Source organism: Salmonella sp. SJTUF15570 (genome assembly GCF_043357055.1).
GTDB lineage: Bacteria > Pseudomonadota > Gammaproteobacteria > Enterobacterales > Enterobacteriaceae > Salmonella > Salmonella enterica.
Genome location: NZ_JBEUKJ010000005.1, coordinates 351567 through 370096, shown reverse-complemented (window position 1 = coordinate 370096; position 18530 = coordinate 351567). Strand labels below are relative to the sequence as shown.

Here is an 18530-nt window from a genome sequence, read left to right as displayed (position 1 = left end):
TGTAGCCAATATTACCTGATCACTACACCGTACAGTACTGTCAGTAATCTGTCTCCGGTGTCGCGTGCACGCAATTTATTTTTTTTCAATTCTTTCAAAACGTTAACTATATTAATGGTCACTTATTTTACCAGAATCAATACTGAGAGTTTTATTACCGTTCTGAAAAGAGAAGACTTTTCAGATGAAATGCGTGGATGGTACGAAGTCATTACAGTACAGGGATGTAATAATAAAGATCGACAATGGATTCATTATTCTGTTGCTTTTGGACGGATGCCAAATGGAAGTATTCAATATCTTCTCCTTCTCTCCTGATAAGATTCAGTTTTGGCAATATACACATATATATTGTATTGGAAAATTGTTGATATTGTTCCTTATGACCAACGAAATGGAATTTTGCATATTTACCACATTTTATTACCCTCGACATGGGTATTTTGCCTCCATCGACGGAATTATGTTCCATACCAAAAAAACTGCTTACGGCGATGACCTGGTCTTTGGTATTATCCGGCTTAAAAGACGAGAGACAATACACATTTTCGCCCCACGTTCTGAGCGTCTCATGAATGATTTTCCATTTTATAGGTGACGCTTTTTTAGGAAGGTCATTTGTTGCGATCTGATGAGATGTTTGAAATCCGAAAATTTCTTTTGACGTAAGCTGACAAATTTCGAACTGATAATGCTCATCACAGTCAAGCCAGTAGGGAGGCCGTAGGTTTCTGAGATCCCAGAAATCAGCCTTGCGATAGTTATTGGGATTGACGCCAAATGTTTTTTTGAACTCTCGACTATAGGACTGCACTGAATCAAACCCCATTCTGAACGCGATATCTGTGACCGACTGAGAGGTCAGCTTTAGCAGAGTGGCGCTTCTGCTCAACTTGCGTTGTCTGATATATTTTCCGATAGAGACGCCACACTTTTCTTTAAAAAAATCCTGCAAACTCCTTCGCGAATAACCTGTTATAACAACCAGCTTTTCAATATCAATCCTCTCTTCAAGATTTTTTTCTATTTGCTCTAATACTGAGACTATTATGGCTCTTTTCATCATCATTCCTCTTTATTGAAGCCGAAAATATAAACATTTAAGATGTTTGACATACTGTGTTATTAAACTGGTGGGGGTTGTTAGCTTTTCTGGCAAAACAAGAAAGATTTAAATTGCTTGACGTTTCTGGATAAACTTTACACTTGAAGATCGGCTTTTGCCAGTAAAGCTAAGTAATTAGCATGGCGAAGGGCATAATTTCACAGGCGGTTAAAATGATTGAATAACCCTGAATTTTTAGCCCGTGAGATTATAAATCTCGTAATTATTTCTAATGATTTAATAAAAGGGAATTGTTTTGTACTTCAAAAGATCTTTATTAGCGTTAGCGATTTGTGCATCCGTGGTCTCAGTAGAGGCGGTGGCGAATACCAGAGCCAATGATATGGCTTCTTCTGCTACGCCTGCTTCTGTTGGTCACCGTCCTGTGGCAACGACTAATGCAAAAAAGATAGAAGTGTCTGGGGAACTGACGACCGGTTCAACCCTCCAGATAGCGGATGTTTTTATTAGGGATGAGGATGGGGATCCCTTATCGCTGGATAAAATGAATAATGCCGACGATATTAAATGGTATCTGGTGGATAATGAGGCCGCCGATCCTTCTGGAACCCCGGCGGCAACCGGGACGGCTTTTACCATTCCTGCTGATGCAGGCGGTAAAAAAATTAAAATCGTTTACCGAATTAAGACGGCAACGGGGACGCCGGATAGTGCATTCTTGCCTGCCACTGTCTTATTAACTTCTGCATCTTCTGGGGTGGGCGGCGACTCCGCCGCAGACGGTACGATTTCTAATAAGCTACGTTCTGTCACTATCAATGTGGTGAATGAAAGTGGTAAACCGACTGATGAACTCAACGGTACCAATGACGCCAACACTCCAGTGGTAGGCGGCACCCTTGAAGCGGTACTGGAATGTGCCGCCACAGCGGCGGCTGAGTGTGAGGTCAGTAATTATAACTTTACCTGGCAGATGGCGGATGCCGGGACACCAGATAAGTTCACCGATCTGAATAATAACAACGCTGAAAAACATAAATATATTATTAAGGGAACCGAGCAGAATAAACTGTTCCGTGTCCACGTTACGCCTAAAACGACGAAAGCCACGCCGGAGAATAAACGCGCTATCCGTCGCTGATGGTTATCGCTAAATAAACATCTTATTTAAATACTCCCCCTGCCAGGCAGGTGGGTATAGCAGGAGGCAATAAAGTGGTTTTTTCTAAAAAACCTATTACTAAATATATAACCTGGGCCATTGTTAGCAGTCAGCTTTCACTGCCGGTTATCGCTGATAGCGATAATGAAATTCAGTCGTGGATTGCGGGGACGGCATCGTCTATTTCTCCGCACCTGCAGGAGGGGACGCTGGAGGATTATGCCAAAGGAAAAATAAAGGCATTACCAGGGCAAGCCGCTAATCATCTGGTGAACGAGGGGATGAAGAGCGCTTTTCCGGAGATTATTTTCCGTGGTGGCGTCAATCTTGAAGATGGCGCGAAATATCGCTCATCAGAGTTCGATATGTTTATTCCCGTCCAGGAAACAACATCGTCTTTACTCTTTGGTCAGCTTGGCTTTCGCGACCACGACAACAGCAGTTTCGATGGCCGCACCTATGTTAACGTTGGTATGGGTTACCGCCAGGAGGTCAATGGATGGCTGTTCGGCGTCAATACGTTTCTGGATGCCGACATCCGTTATTCCCACTTACGTGGCGGCATTGGCGGGGAAGTCTATAAAGACAGTCTGGCCTTTTCCGGCAACTATTATTTCCCTCTCACCGGCTGGAAAACGTCAGCAGTTCATGAATTACATGATGAGCGTCCGGCATATGGCTTTGATCTGCGAACAAAAGGCACGCTTCCCGATTTTCCCTGGTTCAGTGGCGAGCTGACATATGAACAGTATTACGGGGATAAAGTTGATCTATTGGGTAGCGGTACATTAAGCCGGAATCCCCGCGCCGCAGGTGCGGCTCTGGTCTGGAATCCTGTCCCCTTGCTTGAGGTCAGAGCAGGATATCGGGACGCCGGTAACGGCGGCTCGCAGGCAGAGGGCGGTCTGAGAGTCAATTATTCCTTCGGTACGCCGTTACATGAACAGCTTGATTACCGCAACGTTGGGGCGCCGTCGAATACGACTAACCGGCGTGCCTTTGTTGATCGTAATTACGATATCGTCATGGCGTATCGGGAGCAGGCCAGTAAAATCCGCATTACGGCAATGCCGGTGTCAGGCCTGTCCGGGACGCTGGTGACATTAATGGCGACGGTAGATAGCCGTTACCCGATTGAGAAAGTTGAGTGGTCGGGTGATGCGGAGCTTCTCGCCGGACTTCAGCTTCAGGGGAGTTTGGGCAGTGGCCTTATCCTTCCACAACTTCCGCTGACGGTGACCGACGGTCAGGAGTATAGCCTTTATTTAACGGTGACTGACAGCCGGGGTACTCGCGTGACCTCCGAGCGTATCCCGGTAAGGGTGACACAGGATGAGACCAGTTTCCGTTCCTGGATAAATGTTATCAATGACGATGTTCAGGTTGAGGACGGCAACTTTGTTATCAGTACGCCGCTTCCTGCCGGAGAAGAGGGGAAGGTTATTGAGTGGCACTACGTGCGCGAGCGTTCTGAAGAGGAGTGGGCGTCGCTCAAACCACGTCATATTAAGTATCAATCAGATACGCCGGGTCTGGCATTTAAAGCGCTCGGTGGTACAGAGCGTGACGGCCATTGGGTTGAACGGGTTCTGGTGACCCATATCGGCGATGATGCCCGCTCGCTCAAATTACATATTGAAGCAAGCGGACCAGACGATAAACATCCGGTGAAGGGTACCGTACTGCTGCAAGCGCAGCCAGACAGTATTGCGCAGAAGGTCACTTCTGTGGAGGTGCTTTTTACGCCGGGTACTGAAGAAGCCAACGGAAGCGTTACTGCGCCAGTCGTCGGAACAGAAATGCGAGCCAGAACGCTTTGTGTAAATAACACGGACTGTACTGATGCGTTTAATTATCAGTGGGAAATCTCGGATGAAATGAAATCCTGGCAATCCGTACCGGGGGCGACAAAGGCCACCTGGCTTATCCCTTATAGCCTTAATGGGGAACCGCTTCAGAATAAATATATCCGCGTCAGAATTATTTCTGATAAGGAAAATGCTAAGGGTAATACCGCAACCTCTGATGCGAATTAATGTTTTAAAAAGGATCAACAGTGCGTATGTCGAAACATAATCTTATTATCTATAGCCTGCTTCTGGCGGCTGTGCCGATAAGCGTCTTGGCGGATTCGTCGACAACGTCCGCGGCAACCGTCGGGATGTTTTCTCCACCTACGGCGCCGAGCGTTGGGCACAGGCCTGGGCAACCGAGGGCTGTCTTCCATTTCCTAAATGAGAAGGGGCAGCCTCTAACGTATGACGATTATTATGCGCCTTTTCCGGGTATGACACTAAAAAGATATTTAAGGTGGCGGGTCAGTGATCCTGATACACAGTATTATCAGGCTAGTGAAACGTTTACTGAGGCATGTACATATTATCTGGTTAATCGAGATGGTTCTCAGCATAAAATTAAACGTGAAAAACCATGTGAATATAGATTTGACTTCAGGGAGGAACATGTTGGTTCAAAACTAAAGTTGGAACTTTATAACGAAACGGATATGGCTTCAGCATCAGGCTACACGTCGGTGCCTACGGTCTCTGTACCCTTCTACTTTGAGTCAAAGGTCATAGTTAATATGCCTCCAGACTTAGCTATCGTGGATATAGATAAACCTGTTCTTTTGCCAGGAGAAAGCGCTATCGTAAAACTTATTTTCAAGGACAAAGATAACAACCCTATAAACGATCTTGAGGTAAGTTATTACTTTGGTCATAATGGGGAATGGGATATTTCCTCGGTCAAGAAAGGTTCTAATCCAGGCGAGTATATACAAACGGTAACCTATAAAGGTGCTAATGGCAGTAGAAACCCAATGGTATTCATCAAATATGATTATCTAGGCAAATCTCTTTTGTCTAAAGAAATTCGGATTACAGGGAAATAATTATGACACCAACAACAACACAGGATTATATCTCATTGGGTCAGGAACACGCTGTCACCTTTGGCAAAACGCAGCTGACCCTCAAACCCGGTATACTGGCTGAAGGCGAACCATTACCCTGCACAAAGGGGCTGGTGAGCCATAATTTATTACCGGGTTACTGTATCCCGGGGATAAAAAAGCGGATTATTGTCGTCCCGTCACTGGATACGCCGGTTTGTGAATGGCAGGTAAAAGACTGTAGTGACCGCCTTAAATCAGCGGGTAGCCACTCAAACCGGGCGGTATATGTGCTGAGTATGGATACGCCATTTGCTCAGGCCCGTTTTATTCGGGAACATGATATTCATCCCGGCATAACCTTTGTTTCTGACTACGCTTGCCGCCAGTTTTTGGATAATTCCGGGCTGAAAATTAATGAGCTCAGTATTTTTGCCAGAGCGTTGATAGAGTGCGATGAAAATAATGTGGTTACGCGTGTTAGTGTACCACGAGATATCACTCATCTTCCTGTTTACTAATCACTTATATCAGCACCGTCCCTGCACAGAGAACCGAATAACCGGCAATGCAGGGGCGCAGGCATCCTCCTGTAGTGCCCCCACATTTAACACATATACTATTGCATCACGCATAAGGAACTGAAAATGATGCCAGCGGATGGGGCAGGTTAACGTTATGGCACCCCTGAATTTCTGCAATAATCGTCTGGTAACCGGAAAGCCACTTATGACTTTGTGATTTGGCCTGCTGGTGCTGTAAATTATTTATCAATAGCTCCATTGATTCGCGGGTCTGCCAGTAATAATTATTAACCATTCTTCCGCTGGCGGCATCGGTATAGCTTTCCATCCCAATATAGCCATCAATAGACTGCGTATAGCGCTCAATCCAGCCATCCAGTTGATAAAACTCTTCGTCGTACTCTTTTTTTTCGAAAATAAAACTTGTCAGAAACAGCGACATGGTATTTCTCCTGTTACGCAATATCAATCAAACACCTATCAACGTGGATTCAAAACGTAAACCTGGCATCATTTTTTCAAGGCCGTCAGTCAGCATGTTTCCTGCCGCGTACAATTCATCAACCGGCATTTCCGGCAAGCTTTCAAGGATAAACCACATCGCTTTATCTGAAGCGCTTAGTCGGGTACGTACTCCCTGACGCCAGTTCCAGCGCCGACAGGTGACGCCTCTGTCATCGCGCCAGATAACTTCGCCCGGTTCTGGCGACTCGGTGGCGGGTTGTCCTTCTTTCAGAGTATCAAATGTTTCACTACCGTCTGCGAAAACCAGCCGCGGCGATCCACAATAAGCCGCGCTATTTTCGCCGCCTACCGGTACGGCATAGCGCAGGCTCACCGCGTTATAAAGATCAACGACCGGGTCCAGCGCCGCCATTGTTCCATCCTTCAACACGCGTTTTCGTAGCGCTTCAGCCGAGCAGGGGGTGCGCTTTGGTTTTGCGCCGAATGCTTTAAACACCGCATTCCAGGCGTCTATATGCGCCTGTGCCCACGTCGGTTGGCCGTTAATTACGGCCTGACAGGCCTCTTTTAGCGCGATTTCTCCGACCTGCGCATCGCGAACCGGAGCGGCAATAACATTAATACTTAATGCACGAAAGCCGGGAGCGATACGGGCCAGTTCCGGGCTGATTGACGGTAACATAGAAGACATCGCATAATCCTGTAATGACTATTTTCTTCTATGATATCGACCAATGACCAAAAAAGTCAACTTATCGACCACGGCGGGCGCCGACGTCAGCACAATAAATGAAGCTGTTTCCCAACGTATCAAACAATTTCGTAGCCAAAAAAAGATGTCGCTGGATGAGCTTGCGCGGCGTTCCGGCGTCAGTAAAGGAATGCTGGTGGAAATTGAAGGCTGTAAAGCCAATCCAAGCATTGCGCTGTTATGTAAGATCGCAGCGGCAATGGGAGTGTCCGTGGCGGATGTTGTCAACGTCGCCAGCGAGCCGATGGTCCATCTTATCGACCGGGATGCTATTCCGGTGTTGTGGCGCGGCGAGAAAGGCGGCAGCGCAAAACTAATGGCGGGAACCAGCGGGCCGGATATGCTGGAACTCTGGCAATGGATAATGCATCCTGGTGAACAGTTTGAATCGGCAGGGCATCCGGCAGACACCTGTGAATTACTGTTTGTTAATCAGGGAACACTGACATTAACAGTCGACGGTAGACGCTTTATTATTCGGGAGGGCTGCTCCGCTGTAGCCAGAACCGACATGCCTCATGCCTACGTTAACGACACGAATGAGGTGCTTGAATTTACCATGACGGTGAATGAAAAGAGCCGTTGATCACCGTAAGGAAGGCGCTAACAACCCGTCATTCGGACAGGGAAGCCTCGGTGCCCGATAAGCGTTATCGGGCACCGGCTATCTTTTATTTTATCGCAGGCGCGGCCTCCGGGTCATCGATATAGAGCGTCTGGCTTGGGAAGGCGAAGTCAGCGCCGTTTTCCTGGACAATCGCAATAATTTTCAGGTAAACATCCTGCTGTACGGCAAGCCATTCCTGCCATACTGTTGTTTTGGTAAAGCAATACACCATAATATTCAGCGAAGAGTCGGCAAATTCATTAAAATAGACCAACAGCGTCTGTTTCTGATCGATATCGCTGTGCGCCTGCAGCATGTTTCTAATAGCGTCAACAATGAGGCCAATTTTGTCGGCATCTTCGTAACGTAATCCAATAACCGTTTTTATTCGACGGTTGGTCATCCGTCCCGGATTCTCAACGCTAATGGATGAAAAGACGGAATTAGGCACGTACAACGGGCGGTGGTCGAATGTGTTAATTCGTGTAATTCGCCAGCCGATTTCGGCGACCGTACCTTCGATATTTCTGTCAGGAGAACGAATCCAGTCTCCGATACTGAAGGGGCGATCGAAATAGAGCATAATACCGGAGAAAAAATTGCTCAGGACATCTTTGCCCGCCATACCAACAGCGATACCGCCGATACCGCCAAAGGTCAGCAGACCGGACAGACTCATGCCAAAATGTTCGCCATACAGTAAGACAATCGCGACAATAATGGTTATTTTTATGACCCGTGCCAGAATACGTGTACTGGTGACATCTCTACCTTTATTGACCTGTGCTTTTTCAAATTGGTTAATAATCAGGAAAAGTTTTATCGTCAGAATAAGCGCAATGAGCGAGGTGCAGATAAAATCAATGACCCCAGAAGAGATAAAACGCAAATTATAATCTTCAATAGCATTATTCAGGATGCTCCCGATGGTCCCAATAATAATCGCGTAAATAAAAAACTGTGCCGCATGGAACGTGAATCCTTTCTTCCACTGTACGTTACGGCTGAGCCAAAATCTCACGACCAGCAACGCCATACCGCAACTGAAAAGTATCGCCAGATTAAATGCGTTTTTGAGAAAAAATTCAGTGAACATTATTGTTTTCCGCTCCTTCCTACGATAACAGCTCAGAATGACCTGATTAACAGGTATTTTACCCAGAATAAACGCGTAGATCATCGATAAGTAAAAAGAAGAAATAGTGCTATCAGCTTTAATCTCAGCGGTTTACTTTTTATGTAAATACAATGTCACGTTTTATAGAGCAGACATCGCGTGATTGTCATGGTATTGTTGCTATCAGGTAACAAAGTCATCTGTAAAGGACAATACTATGATCATGATGAAGCTGAAATCGGCGAAGGGGAAAAAATTTCTGTTATGCCTGCTGGCAGTGTTTATCGTTGCGGCATCGGTGGTAACGCGCGCGACTATCGGCGGTGTGATTGAGCAGTATCATATTCCACTGTCCGAGTGGACAAGCTCTATGTATGCCATTCAGTCGGCAATGATTTTCGTTTACAGTCTGGTGTTCACTATTCTGCTGGCGATTCCTTTGGGGATCTATTTCCTCGGCGGAGATGAGTAACAGGAATAGGGTGTTGGCCGGATGGCAGCGCCATCCGGCAGGACGGAAGAGGGATTAATCGTCCTCGTCGTCCAGTTCAACCGGTGTTTGATACTCATCAGGCTTAATGACTAACAGGTCGCAGCGCAGATGGTCAATGACCTGTTCGGCCGTGTTCCCCAGAAACGCGGCCGAGAGTCCGGTACGTCCAACGGTGCCAAGCACAACGATCCCCGCCTGGAGATGTTCGGCAAGATCCGGGATAACTTCTTCCGGCAAACCTTTTTCTACATGCGTAACTTTTTCATCGATGCTGAATTTCTGGCGCAGCGCTTTCATCGCCAGTAAATGCTGGCCTCTGATGGCGTCGTTATACACGCTGGGATCAAATTCCGGCAGCTCAATGGCGATATTGATTGGCGTAACGGGGTAGGCGCCGACCAGGTGCACTTCGGTATGATTAACCTGCTCCGCCAATTGTAAGGTCTCTTTTACCAGCTTTTCGTTGAGAGCATTGTGATAGGGCTCTTCGCTTGCCAGGTTCACGGCGACCAGTGCTTTGCCGCCCTCTGGCCACGGCTGATCCTTGACCATCCACACGGGGCTTGGGCATTTACGCAGCAAATGCCAGTCGGTAGGGGTAAAAATGACCGCTTCCAGTCGATCGTGCTGATGCGCCATTTTCAACACCAGATCGTGACTGCCGGCGATAACCTCCTGGATGATGGCCTCAAAGGGACGATTGTGCCAGACCACTTTAATTTCAATGGGGACACCGGCTTCAAGATAATATTTCGCCTGCTCACGTATCCAGGCTGTGCGTTGACTTATTACGCCCTGACGCATTGCGGTGCGTTCGTCAGGAGAAAGCAGGGTGGTCATCTCATACGAGAAATCGTAAATAGGCAGGAAAGCTTTAATTTTGCCGCCAATCCGTTGATGCAAATAAACTGCTCGCCGTAATGCGGGTTGGTCGTCCTGATTGGGATCGATGACCACCAGCATATTTTGATACATAGCCATACAGGGTCTCCTTACAACTGTCATCGCAGTTTGTAACTAAAGAGTAACTCAAATATGGTGAATGAAACAGAGGAAGTGCTTCTGCCAGATCAATAAATGAGAAAAATTTAACGATATGGCAGAAGATAACATCAATGGTTTAGCTGACGTTTAAGCGACGTTGCGGGTATGACCGGCGAGGGCCGCCAGCGCATCGCTGTTTTCAATAGTAATATACTTACCTTTCACCGCCAGCATGCCGCTTTTCTGGAAACGCCCCAGCAGACGGCTAATGGTTTCGACCGTTAAGCCCAGATAGTTGCCGATATCGCCACGGGTCATCGTCAGGCGGAATTCACGCGGTGAAAAACCACGCTGCGCAAAGCGGCGGGACAGGTTGTAAATAAACGCAGCCAGACGTTCTTCGGCGTTTTTCTTCGACAATAGCAGGATCATATCCTGATCGCCTTTAATTTCACCGCTCATCAGACGCATCATTTGCTGACGCAGGTTAGGCATTTTGCCGGACAGGTCATCCAGCGTCTCAAAGGGAATTTCACATACCATTGAGGTTTCCAGCGCCTGTGCAAAGCTCGGATGATGACCGCTGCCAATGGCGTCAAAACCCACCAGGTCGCCTGCTAAATGGAATCCAGTAATCTGCTCATCGCCTTGCTCGGTAATGGTGTAGCTCTTAATCGTTCCGGAGCGGATAGCATAGAGCGATTTCAATTCATCACCTGCTTTAAACAGAGTTTGCCCTTTCTGAATGGGCTTTTTGCGCTCGATGATATTATCAAGCTGATCAAGCTCATGCTCGTTAAGTGTGAACGGGATGCAAAGCTGGCTGATACTGCAATCCTGGCAATGGATAGCACAACCGCCAGACTGAATGCGCCGTATAATTCGCTTTTCCGGGATCATAGGTCTGCTCAAGCCGTAATTGATATTTGTCAATTTTAACATCTTTTTGGTGAGCGCGTAAGTCTGAGCTATCCCGGAGAAGGAATAATTCAAGTATAAGTTTGATGAATACTTTTATCTATTTGAAAACACGTAATTTATTTGTTGTTGCTTTACATAAAAGTGTGACCGATAAGGCACTTTTTGCCTGTATTTTCATAATAAAAGATAGCCTTCATGGCGTAATAGCCACTCTTTTCGCTGCACGCCGCCAGCGTATCCGGTCAGAGTGCCGTTACGCCCGATGACGCGATGGCAGGGAACAACAATACTGATGGGGTTAGCGCCATTCGCAGCACCGACTGCGCGTGCGGCGCCCGGTCGTCCCAGTTGCGCCGCCAGTTGACCATAGTGCATCACCTGCCCGCAGGGGATAGTGCGCAAAGCCTGCCATACTTCCCGTTGAAAAGGTGTGCCCCCCGTGGCGGTTTCCAGGGTATCAATTACGGCGAGATTGCCTGCAAAATAATCTGCAAGCTTATCGCTGAGTCCACCGGGGTTAGTCGCAGAAACGCGTTCATAGCCTTCGTGACGGTAGTGGATATTTAGCAGTTGCTCCATACGATCGCGGTACTGTTCCCACTCAATGGCCCGCAGTCGAAACTGCTCATCGCAAACCACCCATAACGGACCTAATGGCGTGGCTATCTTCTCTTCAAGTAATCTCAGCATCCGTTCTCTCACATCGTCTTAGCCTAACGTAAGAGACAAGATATCATGCCAGGAATACCCGCAACCATACTCCTTAAAAGATAGTCAGGGATAACACATTTAGCGCCAGTAATATCGTTGGCGGAGAAAAAGGGAGCCTGGCGAGACGGTTAATTGCCTGACATTGTCGCTGTTATTGGAAATAACTGTAAACCGTTGTCGGTATAACAGGGCACGGTTATGATAACGGCAGTCGCAAAAACGCTGGAGGATGAACCATGAACCTTGACGATAAAGCGCTGTTTCTTGACGCCATGGAGGATGTCCAGCCGCTGAAACGTCATACTGATGTACACTGGCAGCCAACGCGTAATCTTAAAACGCCCCAGCGTATCGACACGCTTCAGCTTGATAATTTCCTGACGACGGGCTTTCTGGATATTCTGCCGCTGAATGAACCGCTTGAATTTCGTCGGGAAGGATTGCAGCAGGGTGTCATCGACAAGTTACGCAGTGGGAAATACCCTCAGCAGGCCAGCCTCAATTTGTTACGCCAGCCGGTCGAAACGTGCCGAAAAATGCTATTTCGTTTTATCCTGGAGGCGCAGAAAGAGGGGTTGCGTAATGTCCTGATCATTCATGGTAAAGGGCGAGAGGCGAAGTCGCATGCCAATATCGTCCGAAGCTATGTGGCCCGTTGGTTGACAGAGTTTGAGGATGTACAGGCTTATTGTTCGGCGCTGCCGCACCATGGCGGTGGTGGGGCATGTTATGTCGCGTTACGTAAAACGGTGCAGGCTAAACAGGATAACTGGGAGCGCCATGCGAAGCGTAGTCGGTAAATCGTTGCCGCTGGCGGACAGGACCGCCAGCGCAAGCTCGCGCGAACCCGATTTTATGCCTGATATAACGCCTCATCCAAACACTCAGGATTCTGCAAGAGAACGGGCGATTACGCTGTCCACGGTAATAATACGAAGAAACAGTCATTCGCTTATTTAAGCGTCTATTAAAATATCTTGGCTTTCGACTTAACTATTAAGCAGAAAATGGTGATAAGTACATCACTTGTCAATATGGATGGATGAATATCCTGGCATAGCGAATATAGGTGATTTTATCTGTTGCACTAAGGGAAATGGCGATGGTCTGGTATTGAATATGGAGAATGTCAAAGAAACGAATGGCAATAGCTATCTGAAATGCTATAAAAATAAAACCTGTCTCCTATCCTGGTTGTAGGCCGTACAAAAATGTTGAGAAATATCAGCGTCAGGACATGCATTATTCTATTCATGGTATGTACGTTTCTTTTGGTGGATACTTTACAAATAGCTTTTCTGCACGATCTCACTATTTTAATTACGTGTAATATCATTTATCTGATCTCGGCATTACTGCTTTGGTGGTATATGACCTGCTATCTGGTAGTGCCGATTAATACCGTGAAGAAAAGTATTGAAGAGGTCGCAGCAGGAAACTTGTCTATTCATATCTCCGAATTTGGCAATAATTGCGCCGGGCGACTCATCCCCGGGATTAATAGCCTGTCGGAGAATATTTCCGCGCTGGTACGTGAAATCAGATCCTCTTCGCAAACGGCAATGACCCTTTCCGAACAACTGGCGGCGCGCAGTATGTCGCTATCCGTAAAGACGGAACAGCAGTCGGCCTCGTTAATCCAAACTGCCGCCAGTATGGATGAAATGGCGGCGAGTACCAAAAACAATGCGGATAATACCCGAATGGCGAGCATACAGGCGGATTGTGCAACCCAATGCGCCCGTAAAGGCGGTGAATTAATGGTGCGGGTTACAGAAAATATGCGTTCTATTACCGACTGTGCCTCGCAGATGACGGAGATTATTTCATTGATTGACGGTATCGCATTCCAGACTAATATTCTGGCGCTTAACGCGGCGGTAGAGGCTGCGCGGGCGGGCGATCATGGAAAAGGTTTCTCCGTGGTGGCCGGGGAAGTGCGTAATCTGGCGCATCGTAGCGCTGAGGCGGCAAAAAATATCAAGGCGCTGATCGACGTTACGCATGACAATGTGCGGCAGGGGGCCGCCATAGTGCAGGAGGCTGAAAAAAATATGCAGGAGATTGTTGGCGGTTCCGGGCAATTAAACGTGCTGATGAGTGAAATTTCCACCACCACGCGGGAGCAGGAAAAAGGCATTAACCAGATAACACTGGCGTTGAGCGATCTGGAAAGAGCAACCCATAGCAATGTCTTAATGGTTGAAGCGCTATCTGCTTCTTCGGATGTTTTAAAGGCGCAGGTGATCGAGTTACAGACTAAAACCGACAAATTTCGTTTAAGCCAGCCGGGTTACAGTGAACATGCGCTGTCGCGCTCTCATGTATCACCTCTTTCGACCATCACCAGGCGCGGCCAGGCCTGATAATACATGTTTGGTAAGCGCCTGTTGCTAAGGCGCTTTTTTCGCACGTTCCCGTCATTCTTTTTGCGCAATGAGAAAATGAGAGATTGCTTAACCTTTCCCGAAAGCTAGACTAACGGCATAAGAGTTGTAACGAGGAGGCGCTGTGGAAGCCATTAAGGGATCGGATGTGAACGTGCCGGATGCCGTTTTCGCATGGCTACTGGATGGTCGTGGTGGAGTAAAACCGCTCGAAGATAATGATGTGATCGATAGTCAGCATCCCTGTTGGCTACATCTTAATTATACCCACCCGGACAGCGCCCGCTGGTTAGCTTCAACGCCTTTACTCCCCAATAACGTGCGTGATGCGCTGGCTGGTGAAAGCTCGCGCCCGCGCGTAAGTCGTATGGGGGAAGGGACGCTCATTACGCTGCGCTGTATTAATGGCAGTACTGACGAACGCCCGGATCAATTAGTGGCAATGCGTTTATATATGGACGAGCGATTCATTGTGTCTACCCGTCAGCGAAAGGTTCTGGCGCTGGACGATGTGGTCAGTGATTTGCAGGAGGGCACCGGGCCCGTAGATTGCGGCGGCTGGTTAGTGGATGTGTGCGATGCGTTAACCGATCACGCCAGTGAATTTATTGAAGAGCTACACGATAAAATTATCGATCTGGAAGATAATCTTCTCGACCAGCAAATCCCACCGCGCGGTTTCCTCGCATTGCTACGTAAACAGCTAATTGTTATGCGCCGCTATATGGCGCCGCAGCGCGACGTCTATGCCCGGCTTGCGAGTGAACGGCTGCCGTGGATGAGCGACGATCACCGGCGCAGAATGCAGGATATCGCCGACAGGCTGGGAAGGGGGTTGGATGAAATTGACGCTTGTATCGCGCGTACTGGCATCATGGCGGATGAAATTGCCCAGGTGATGCAGGAGTCTCTGGCGCGCAGAACTTATACCATGTCGCTTATGGCGATGGTTTTTCTGCCCAGCACTTTTTTAACAGGGTTATTTGGCGTTAACCTGGGCGGTATTCCCGGCGGCGGATGGCGGTTCGGCTTTTCTCTGTTTTGTATTCTGTTAGTTGTCCTGATCGGTGGTGTTACTTTATGGTTGCATCGCAGTAAATGGTTGTAACAAAAGCGCTTTTCAGACCATTTCGGGTGAAAAAACGCCGAGAAATTTGAGCGAAGTCAATAAACCATCTACCTATTCGGGGCAATATCTCTCTCGCAGGTGAATGCAACGTCAAGCGATGGGCGTTGCGCTCCATATTGTCTTACTTCCTTTTTTGAATTACTGCATAGCACAATTGATTCGTACGACGCCGACTTAGATTAGTCGGCTTTTTTTTGCCTGTAGACTATCTGCGTCTACCCTTTAAGAGTCTGAATGACATTCTGGAGGGTAATATGAGCTGTCTTTTGACCTTATTATATCTACACTCGTCCTTGTCGGACCCGATTCCCACTGACCCTGTTCCCATTCCTGAGCCGCTTCCCCGTCCTCAGCCGATGCCCGACCCGCCGCCGGACGAAGAACCGATTAAAATGTCGCATCAAACGCCCGGATCTGCGAGGATACGCGCCTGCTGACTATGAGTCGTTACCGCGAGAGTAAATTGTGACCGCTTTTTCAACCCTGAATGTTTTGCCCGCCGCCCAGCTCAATAACCTTACTGAGCTGGGCTATCTTGAGATGACGCCTGTTCAGGCCGCAGCATTACCCGTCATTCTGGCGGGAAATGATGTGCGTGTGCAGGCCAGGACCGGTAGCGGCAAAACGGCGGCGTTTGGTCTTGGGCTCTTGCATCGAATTGACGTCACTCTGTTCCAGACACAGGCGTTAGTGCTGTGTCCGACGCGGGAGCTGGCGGATCAGGTAGCCGGGGAGTTACGTCGCCTGGCCCGTTTTCTGCCAAATACCAAAATTCTGACCTTGTGTGGCGGGCAACCCTTTGGCGCACAGCGCGACTCGCTTCAGCACGCTCCGCATATCATTGTCGCGACGCCGGGGCGCCTGCTGGATCATTTACAAAAAGAAACCGTATCGCTGGATGCGCTGCATATTCTGGTAATGGATGAAGCAGACCGAATGCTGGACATGGGATTCAGTGACGCCATTGATGAGGTGATCCGCTTTGCGCCTGCGACGCGCCAGACGTTGTTGTTTTCAGCAACCTGGCCTGAGGCCATCGCGGCGATTAGCGGTCGTGTACAGCAGCAGCCAATACGTATTGAAATCGATACGGTAGATGCGCTACCGGCTATCGAACAACAGTTCTTCGAAACGTCTGCGCATGAAAAAATTTCGCTGCTACAAACGTTGCTTAGCCAGCATCAGCCAGCGTCCTGCGTGGTGTTTTGCAATACCAAAAAAGATTGTCAGGCCGTTTGTGATGCGCTTAATGCGGTAGGACAAAGCGCGTTGGCGCTCCACGGCGATCTGGAACAACGCGACCGCGACCAGACGTTGGTGCGTTTTGCAAATGGCAGCGCGCGCATTCTGGTTGCCACCGACGTTGCCGCGCGAGGGTTAGACATTAAATCGCTCGAACTGGTGGTTAACTATGAACTGGCCTGGGACCCGGAGGTGCATGTCCACCGTATTGGCCGTACGGCGCGCGCGGGAAGTAGCGGTCTGGCGATCAGTTTCTGCGCGCCGGAAGAGGCGCAGCGGGCAAATATTCTTTCAGAAATGCTGCAACTCAAACTGAACTGGCTGAATGCGCCCGCCCGGCAGTCGTTGCTCCCTCTGGCCGCAGAGATGGCTACCCTATGTATTGACGGCGGCAAAAAAGCGAAAATGCGTCCGGGAGATATTTTAGGCGCGCTGACCGGCGATATTGGATTAGACGGGGCGGATATCGGCAAAATTAATGTGCATCCAATGCACGTTTACGTCGCCGTACGTCAAGCAGTAGCGCAAAAAGCCTGGAAGCAGTTGCAAAACGGGAAGATCAAAGGCAAGTCATGCCGGGTACGGCTATTAAAATGATTGATAGCATGGCGTCTCAGCGGAGTGCTGAGACGCCTGCAGATTATTTCACTTCGATAACATCAAGCCGCAACGCCTCTAAGGCGGTGTCATCTTCTTCCGGCTGCCAGCCAGCGGGCTGCAAGGGAATCTCTTCACGATCGAACGCTAAATCACCGCCGTCGATGACCTCGGAACCGTGAGTTATCCCTTTGAAATCGAACAGGTTAGTGTCACAAAGGTGAGACGGCACGACATTCTGCATGGCGCTAAACATCGTCTCGATCCGTCCAGGATAGCGCTTATCCCAGTCGCGTAGCATGTCGGCAATCACCTGGCGTTGCAGGTTGGGTTGCGAACCGCACAGATTACAAGGAATGATAGGAAAGGCTTTGGCCTCAGCAAAACGGACAATATCTTTCTCGCGGCAGTAAGCCAGCGGGCGGATCACGATATGTTTGCCGTCATCGCTCATCAGCTTCGGCGGCATCCCTTTCATTTTTCCGCCATAGAACATATTCAGAAACAGGGTTTGCAGAATATCGTCGCGATGGTGGCCCAAGGCGATTTTGGTCGCGCCCAGTTCAGTCGCAGTACGATACAGGATACCCCGACGCAAACGCGAGCACAGCGAGCAGGTGGTTTTTCCTTCCGGAATCTTCTCTTTCACAATGCCGTAGGTGTTTTCTTCGACGATTTTATATTCTACGCCCAGCTGCTCAAGGTAGGCTGGCAGGATATGCTCCGGAAAACCTGGCTGCTTTTGATCGAGGTTGACGGCGACCAGTGAAAAATTGATCGGGGCGCTTTGCTGCAAATTACGTAAAATTTCCAGCATCGTATAGCTATCTTTGCCGCCAGAAAGGCAAACCATAATGCGATCGCCTTCTTCAATCATATTAAAATCGGCAATCGCTTCGCCAACGTTACGGCGCAGGCGCTTTTGCAACTTGTTGAGGTTGTATTGCTCTTTCTTTGTATTCTTTTGAATTTCTTGCATTATTTCAGTTCTCTGGTACTAAATGGGGCAAATTGGGGGCAAACCTTGCCACTACGATAACCGCGCATTCAACATCGCTACTTGTTCGTCGTTCATGTCATCAATCTACATACCGTAAATTTCATACACCATCTGCGCAGTTTCATGCCCCATTTGGCTGGCGATAAATGCCGGGTTCGCTCCTGCCGTCAACAGCCAGCAGGCAAAAGTATGTCGCGTATGGTACGGATTACGGCGACGAATGCCAGCACGTTTTAATAGAGATAGTACCTTCGGATATTGTCAACTGTATACATCATGCAGCCAGGCCCGTTAAGAAGTGACGGGCTCAACTGAAATTCAGGCGCTGCTGCGTCCTGATGATGGTACGTTTCAAGTAGTTCCGTGCGGTGAACCGGGACAGGTATAAAATGATATTCGGCACACCCTTTTTGCTTTTTATTGGCGATATAAAATAACGTATCAGTATTTTATTATCTAATAAGATAGTGCAGAGTGTTTA

The 18530-nt window shown here is 48.3% G+C and carries 18 protein-coding genes and 1 pseudogene; 10 read left to right on the top strand and 9 right to left on the bottom strand.

The window, feature by feature from the left end:
- Nucleotides 1-211 precede the first annotated feature (211 nt).
- On the bottom strand, nucleotides 212-1069 hold the full coding sequence (locus ABVN44_RS12785) for a GyrI-like domain-containing protein (protein WP_077248414.1): 858 nt from the start codon (nucleotides 1067-1069) through the stop codon (nucleotides 212-214).
- Nucleotides 1070-1361: 292 nt separating this feature from the next.
- On the opposite strand from ABVN44_RS12785, the gene zirU reads away from it, so the two are divergent.
- The 4 genes from zirU to ABVN44_RS12765 all read left to right on the top strand — a co-directional run bounded on the left by zirU (nucleotide 1362) and on the right by ABVN44_RS12765 (nucleotide 5642).
- The gene (gene zirU / locus ABVN44_RS12780; protein ID WP_023231247.1) at nucleotides 1362-2207 is read left to right on the top strand and encodes a two-partner-like secretion system exoprotein ZirU; all 846 of its coding nucleotides are present in this window, start codon (nucleotides 1362-1364) and stop codon (nucleotides 2205-2207) included.
- Between the two features lie 74 nt (nucleotides 2208-2281).
- The gene (zirT, locus tag ABVN44_RS12775) at nucleotides 2282-4264 is read left to right on the top strand and encodes a two-partner secretion translocator ZirT (protein WP_023231248.1); all 1983 of its coding nucleotides are present in this window, start codon (nucleotides 2282-2284) and stop codon (nucleotides 4262-4264) included.
- Nucleotides 4265-4290: 26 nt separating this feature from the next.
- Nucleotides 4291-5121, top strand: a complete 831-nt coding sequence (locus ABVN44_RS12770; RefSeq protein ID WP_023231249.1) for a ZirS family two-partner secretion-like system exoprotein — start codon at nucleotides 4291-4293, stop codon at nucleotides 5119-5121.
- A 2-nt stretch (nucleotides 5122-5123) separates the two neighbouring features.
- A complete protein-coding gene (locus ABVN44_RS12765) occupies nucleotides 5124-5642 on the top strand; it encodes a redoxin family protein (RefSeq protein WP_023231250.1) in 519 nt (172 codons plus the stop codon).
- A 106-nt stretch (nucleotides 5643-5748) separates the two neighbouring features.
- Here the strand turns inward: ABVN44_RS12765 and ABVN44_RS12760 are convergent, their stop codons facing one another.
- Nucleotides 5749-6087 carry an antibiotic biosynthesis monooxygenase gene (locus tag ABVN44_RS12760; protein WP_000051812.1) on the bottom strand — a complete coding sequence of 113 codons (339 nt, stop codon included), beginning with the start codon at nucleotides 6085-6087 and terminating at the stop codon, nucleotides 5749-5751.
- 27 nt (nucleotides 6088-6114) lie between these two features.
- Entirely contained in the window at nucleotides 6115-6801 is a 687-nt protein-coding gene (locus ABVN44_RS12755) for a B3/4 domain-containing protein (RefSeq protein ID WP_023231251.1), read from the bottom strand.
- A gap of 43 nt (nucleotides 6802-6844) precedes the next feature.
- Between ABVN44_RS12755 and ABVN44_RS12750 the strand changes: the two genes are divergently transcribed.
- Entirely contained in the window at nucleotides 6845-7447 is a 603-nt protein-coding gene (locus tag ABVN44_RS12750) for a helix-turn-helix domain-containing protein (RefSeq protein WP_000163371.1), read from the top strand.
- Between the two features lie 85 nt (nucleotides 7448-7532).
- On the opposite strand, the gene ABVN44_RS12745 is transcribed toward ABVN44_RS12750, so the two are convergent.
- Entirely contained in the window at nucleotides 7533-8564 is a 1032-nt protein-coding gene (locus tag ABVN44_RS12745) for a mechanosensitive ion channel family protein (protein ID WP_000493670.1), read from the bottom strand.
- 238 nt (nucleotides 8565-8802) lie between these two features.
- On the opposite strand from ABVN44_RS12745, the gene ABVN44_RS12740 reads away from it, so the two are divergent.
- Nucleotides 8803-9057 carry a DUF2534 family protein gene (locus ABVN44_RS12740; RefSeq protein ID WP_000605645.1) on the top strand — a complete coding sequence of 85 codons (255 nt, stop codon included), beginning with the start codon at nucleotides 8803-8805 and terminating at the stop codon, nucleotides 9055-9057.
- A 54-nt stretch (nucleotides 9058-9111) separates the two neighbouring features.
- On the opposite strand, the gene uspE is transcribed toward ABVN44_RS12740, so the two are convergent.
- The 3 genes from uspE to ogt form a co-directional block, all read right to left on the bottom strand.
- Entirely contained in the window at nucleotides 9112-10059 is a 948-nt protein-coding gene (uspE, locus tag ABVN44_RS12735; protein ID WP_001262138.1) for a universal stress protein UspE, read from the bottom strand.
- Between the two features lie 150 nt (nucleotides 10060-10209).
- On the bottom strand, nucleotides 10210-10962 hold the full coding sequence (gene fnr, locus ABVN44_RS12730; protein ID WP_000611914.1) for a fumarate/nitrate reduction transcriptional regulator Fnr: 753 nt from the start codon (nucleotides 10960-10962) through the stop codon (nucleotides 10210-10212).
- Between the two features lie 195 nt (nucleotides 10963-11157).
- Nucleotides 11158-11673 carry a methylated-DNA--[protein]-cysteine S-methyltransferase gene (ogt, locus tag ABVN44_RS12725; RefSeq protein ID WP_000945037.1) on the bottom strand — a complete coding sequence of 172 codons (516 nt, stop codon included), beginning with the start codon at nucleotides 11671-11673 and terminating at the stop codon, nucleotides 11158-11160.
- 257 nt (nucleotides 11674-11930) lie between these two features.
- Between ogt and smrA the strand changes: the two genes are divergently transcribed.
- The 4 genes from smrA to dbpA all read left to right on the top strand — a co-directional run bounded on the left by smrA (nucleotide 11931) and on the right by dbpA (nucleotide 17049).
- Nucleotides 11931-12494, top strand: coding sequence for a DNA endonuclease SmrA (gene smrA / locus ABVN44_RS12720; RefSeq protein ID WP_001046799.1), 564 nt, complete (start codon nucleotides 11931-11933; stop codon nucleotides 12492-12494).
- 411 nt (nucleotides 12495-12905) lie between these two features.
- Nucleotides 12906-14060 (top strand): methyl-accepting chemotaxis protein, encoded by a 1155-nt coding sequence (locus ABVN44_RS12715; protein WP_023231252.1) that lies wholly within the window; start codon nucleotides 12906-12908, stop codon nucleotides 14058-14060.
- 145 nt (nucleotides 14061-14205) lie between these two features.
- The gene (zntB, locus tag ABVN44_RS12710) at nucleotides 14206-15189 is read left to right on the top strand and encodes a zinc transporter ZntB (RefSeq protein WP_000387373.1); all 984 of its coding nucleotides are present in this window, start codon (nucleotides 14206-14208) and stop codon (nucleotides 15187-15189) included.
- A 486-nt stretch (nucleotides 15190-15675) separates the two neighbouring features.
- A complete protein-coding gene (gene dbpA, locus ABVN44_RS12705; RefSeq protein WP_000123688.1) occupies nucleotides 15676-17049 on the top strand; it encodes an ATP-dependent RNA helicase DbpA in 1374 nt (457 codons plus the stop codon).
- 43 nt (nucleotides 17050-17092) lie between these two features.
- Here the strand turns inward: dbpA and ttcA are convergent, their stop codons facing one another.
- The gene (gene ttcA, locus ABVN44_RS12700; RefSeq protein ID WP_001156215.1) at nucleotides 17093-18028 is read right to left on the bottom strand and encodes a tRNA 2-thiocytidine(32) synthetase TtcA; all 936 of its coding nucleotides are present in this window, start codon (nucleotides 18026-18028) and stop codon (nucleotides 17093-17095) included.
- Between the two features lie 105 nt (nucleotides 18029-18133).
- Nucleotides 18134-18286, bottom strand: a pseudogene (locus ABVN44_RS12695) (tyrosine-type recombinase/integrase); the annotation flags it as partial.
- Nucleotides 18287-18530 lie beyond the last annotated feature (244 nt).

Bases quoted from the DNA above. Each gene is read 5' to 3' on its own strand.
- fnr (WP_000611914.1), bottom strand. From the start codon at position 10,962: ATGATCCCGGAAAAGCGAATTATACGGCGCATTCAGTCTGGCGGTTGT.
- ogt (WP_000945037.1), bottom strand. From the start codon at position 11,673: ATGCTGAGATTACTTGAAGAGAAGATAGCCACGCCATTAGGTCCGTTA.
- ABVN44_RS12740 (WP_000605645.1), top strand. From the start codon at position 8,803: ATGATCATGATGAAGCTGAAATCGGCGAAGGGGAAAAAATTTCTGTTA.
- ttcA (WP_001156215.1), bottom strand. From the start codon at position 18,028: ATGCAAGAAATTCAAAAGAATACAAAGAAAGAGCAATACAACCTCAAC.
- ABVN44_RS12755 (WP_023231251.1), bottom strand. From the start codon at position 6,801: ATGTCTTCTATGTTACCGTCAATCAGCCCGGAACTGGCCCGTATCGCT.
- smrA (WP_001046799.1), top strand. From the start codon at position 11,931: ATGAACCTTGACGATAAAGCGCTGTTTCTTGACGCCATGGAGGATGTC.
- ABVN44_RS12750 (WP_000163371.1), top strand. From the start codon at position 6,845: ATGACCAAAAAAGTCAACTTATCGACCACGGCGGGCGCCGACGTCAGC.
- ABVN44_RS12715 (WP_023231252.1), top strand. From the start codon at position 12,906: ATGTTGAGAAATATCAGCGTCAGGACATGCATTATTCTATTCATGGTA.
- ABVN44_RS12765 (WP_023231250.1), top strand. From the start codon at position 5,124: ATGACACCAACAACAACACAGGATTATATCTCATTGGGTCAGGAACAC.
- uspE (WP_001262138.1), bottom strand. From the start codon at position 10,059: ATGGCTATGTATCAAAATATGCTGGTGGTCATCGATCCCAATCAGGAC.
- ABVN44_RS12745 (WP_000493670.1), bottom strand. From the start codon at position 8,564: ATGTTCACTGAATTTTTTCTCAAAAACGCATTTAATCTGGCGATACTT.
- ABVN44_RS12770 (WP_023231249.1), top strand. From the start codon at position 4,291: ATGTCGAAACATAATCTTATTATCTATAGCCTGCTTCTGGCGGCTGTG.
- ABVN44_RS12785 (WP_077248414.1), bottom strand. From the start codon at position 1,069: ATGATGATGAAAAGAGCCATAATAGTCTCAGTATTAGAGCAAATAGAA.
- ABVN44_RS12760 (WP_000051812.1), bottom strand. From the start codon at position 6,087: ATGTCGCTGTTTCTGACAAGTTTTATTTTCGAAAAAAAAGAGTACGAC.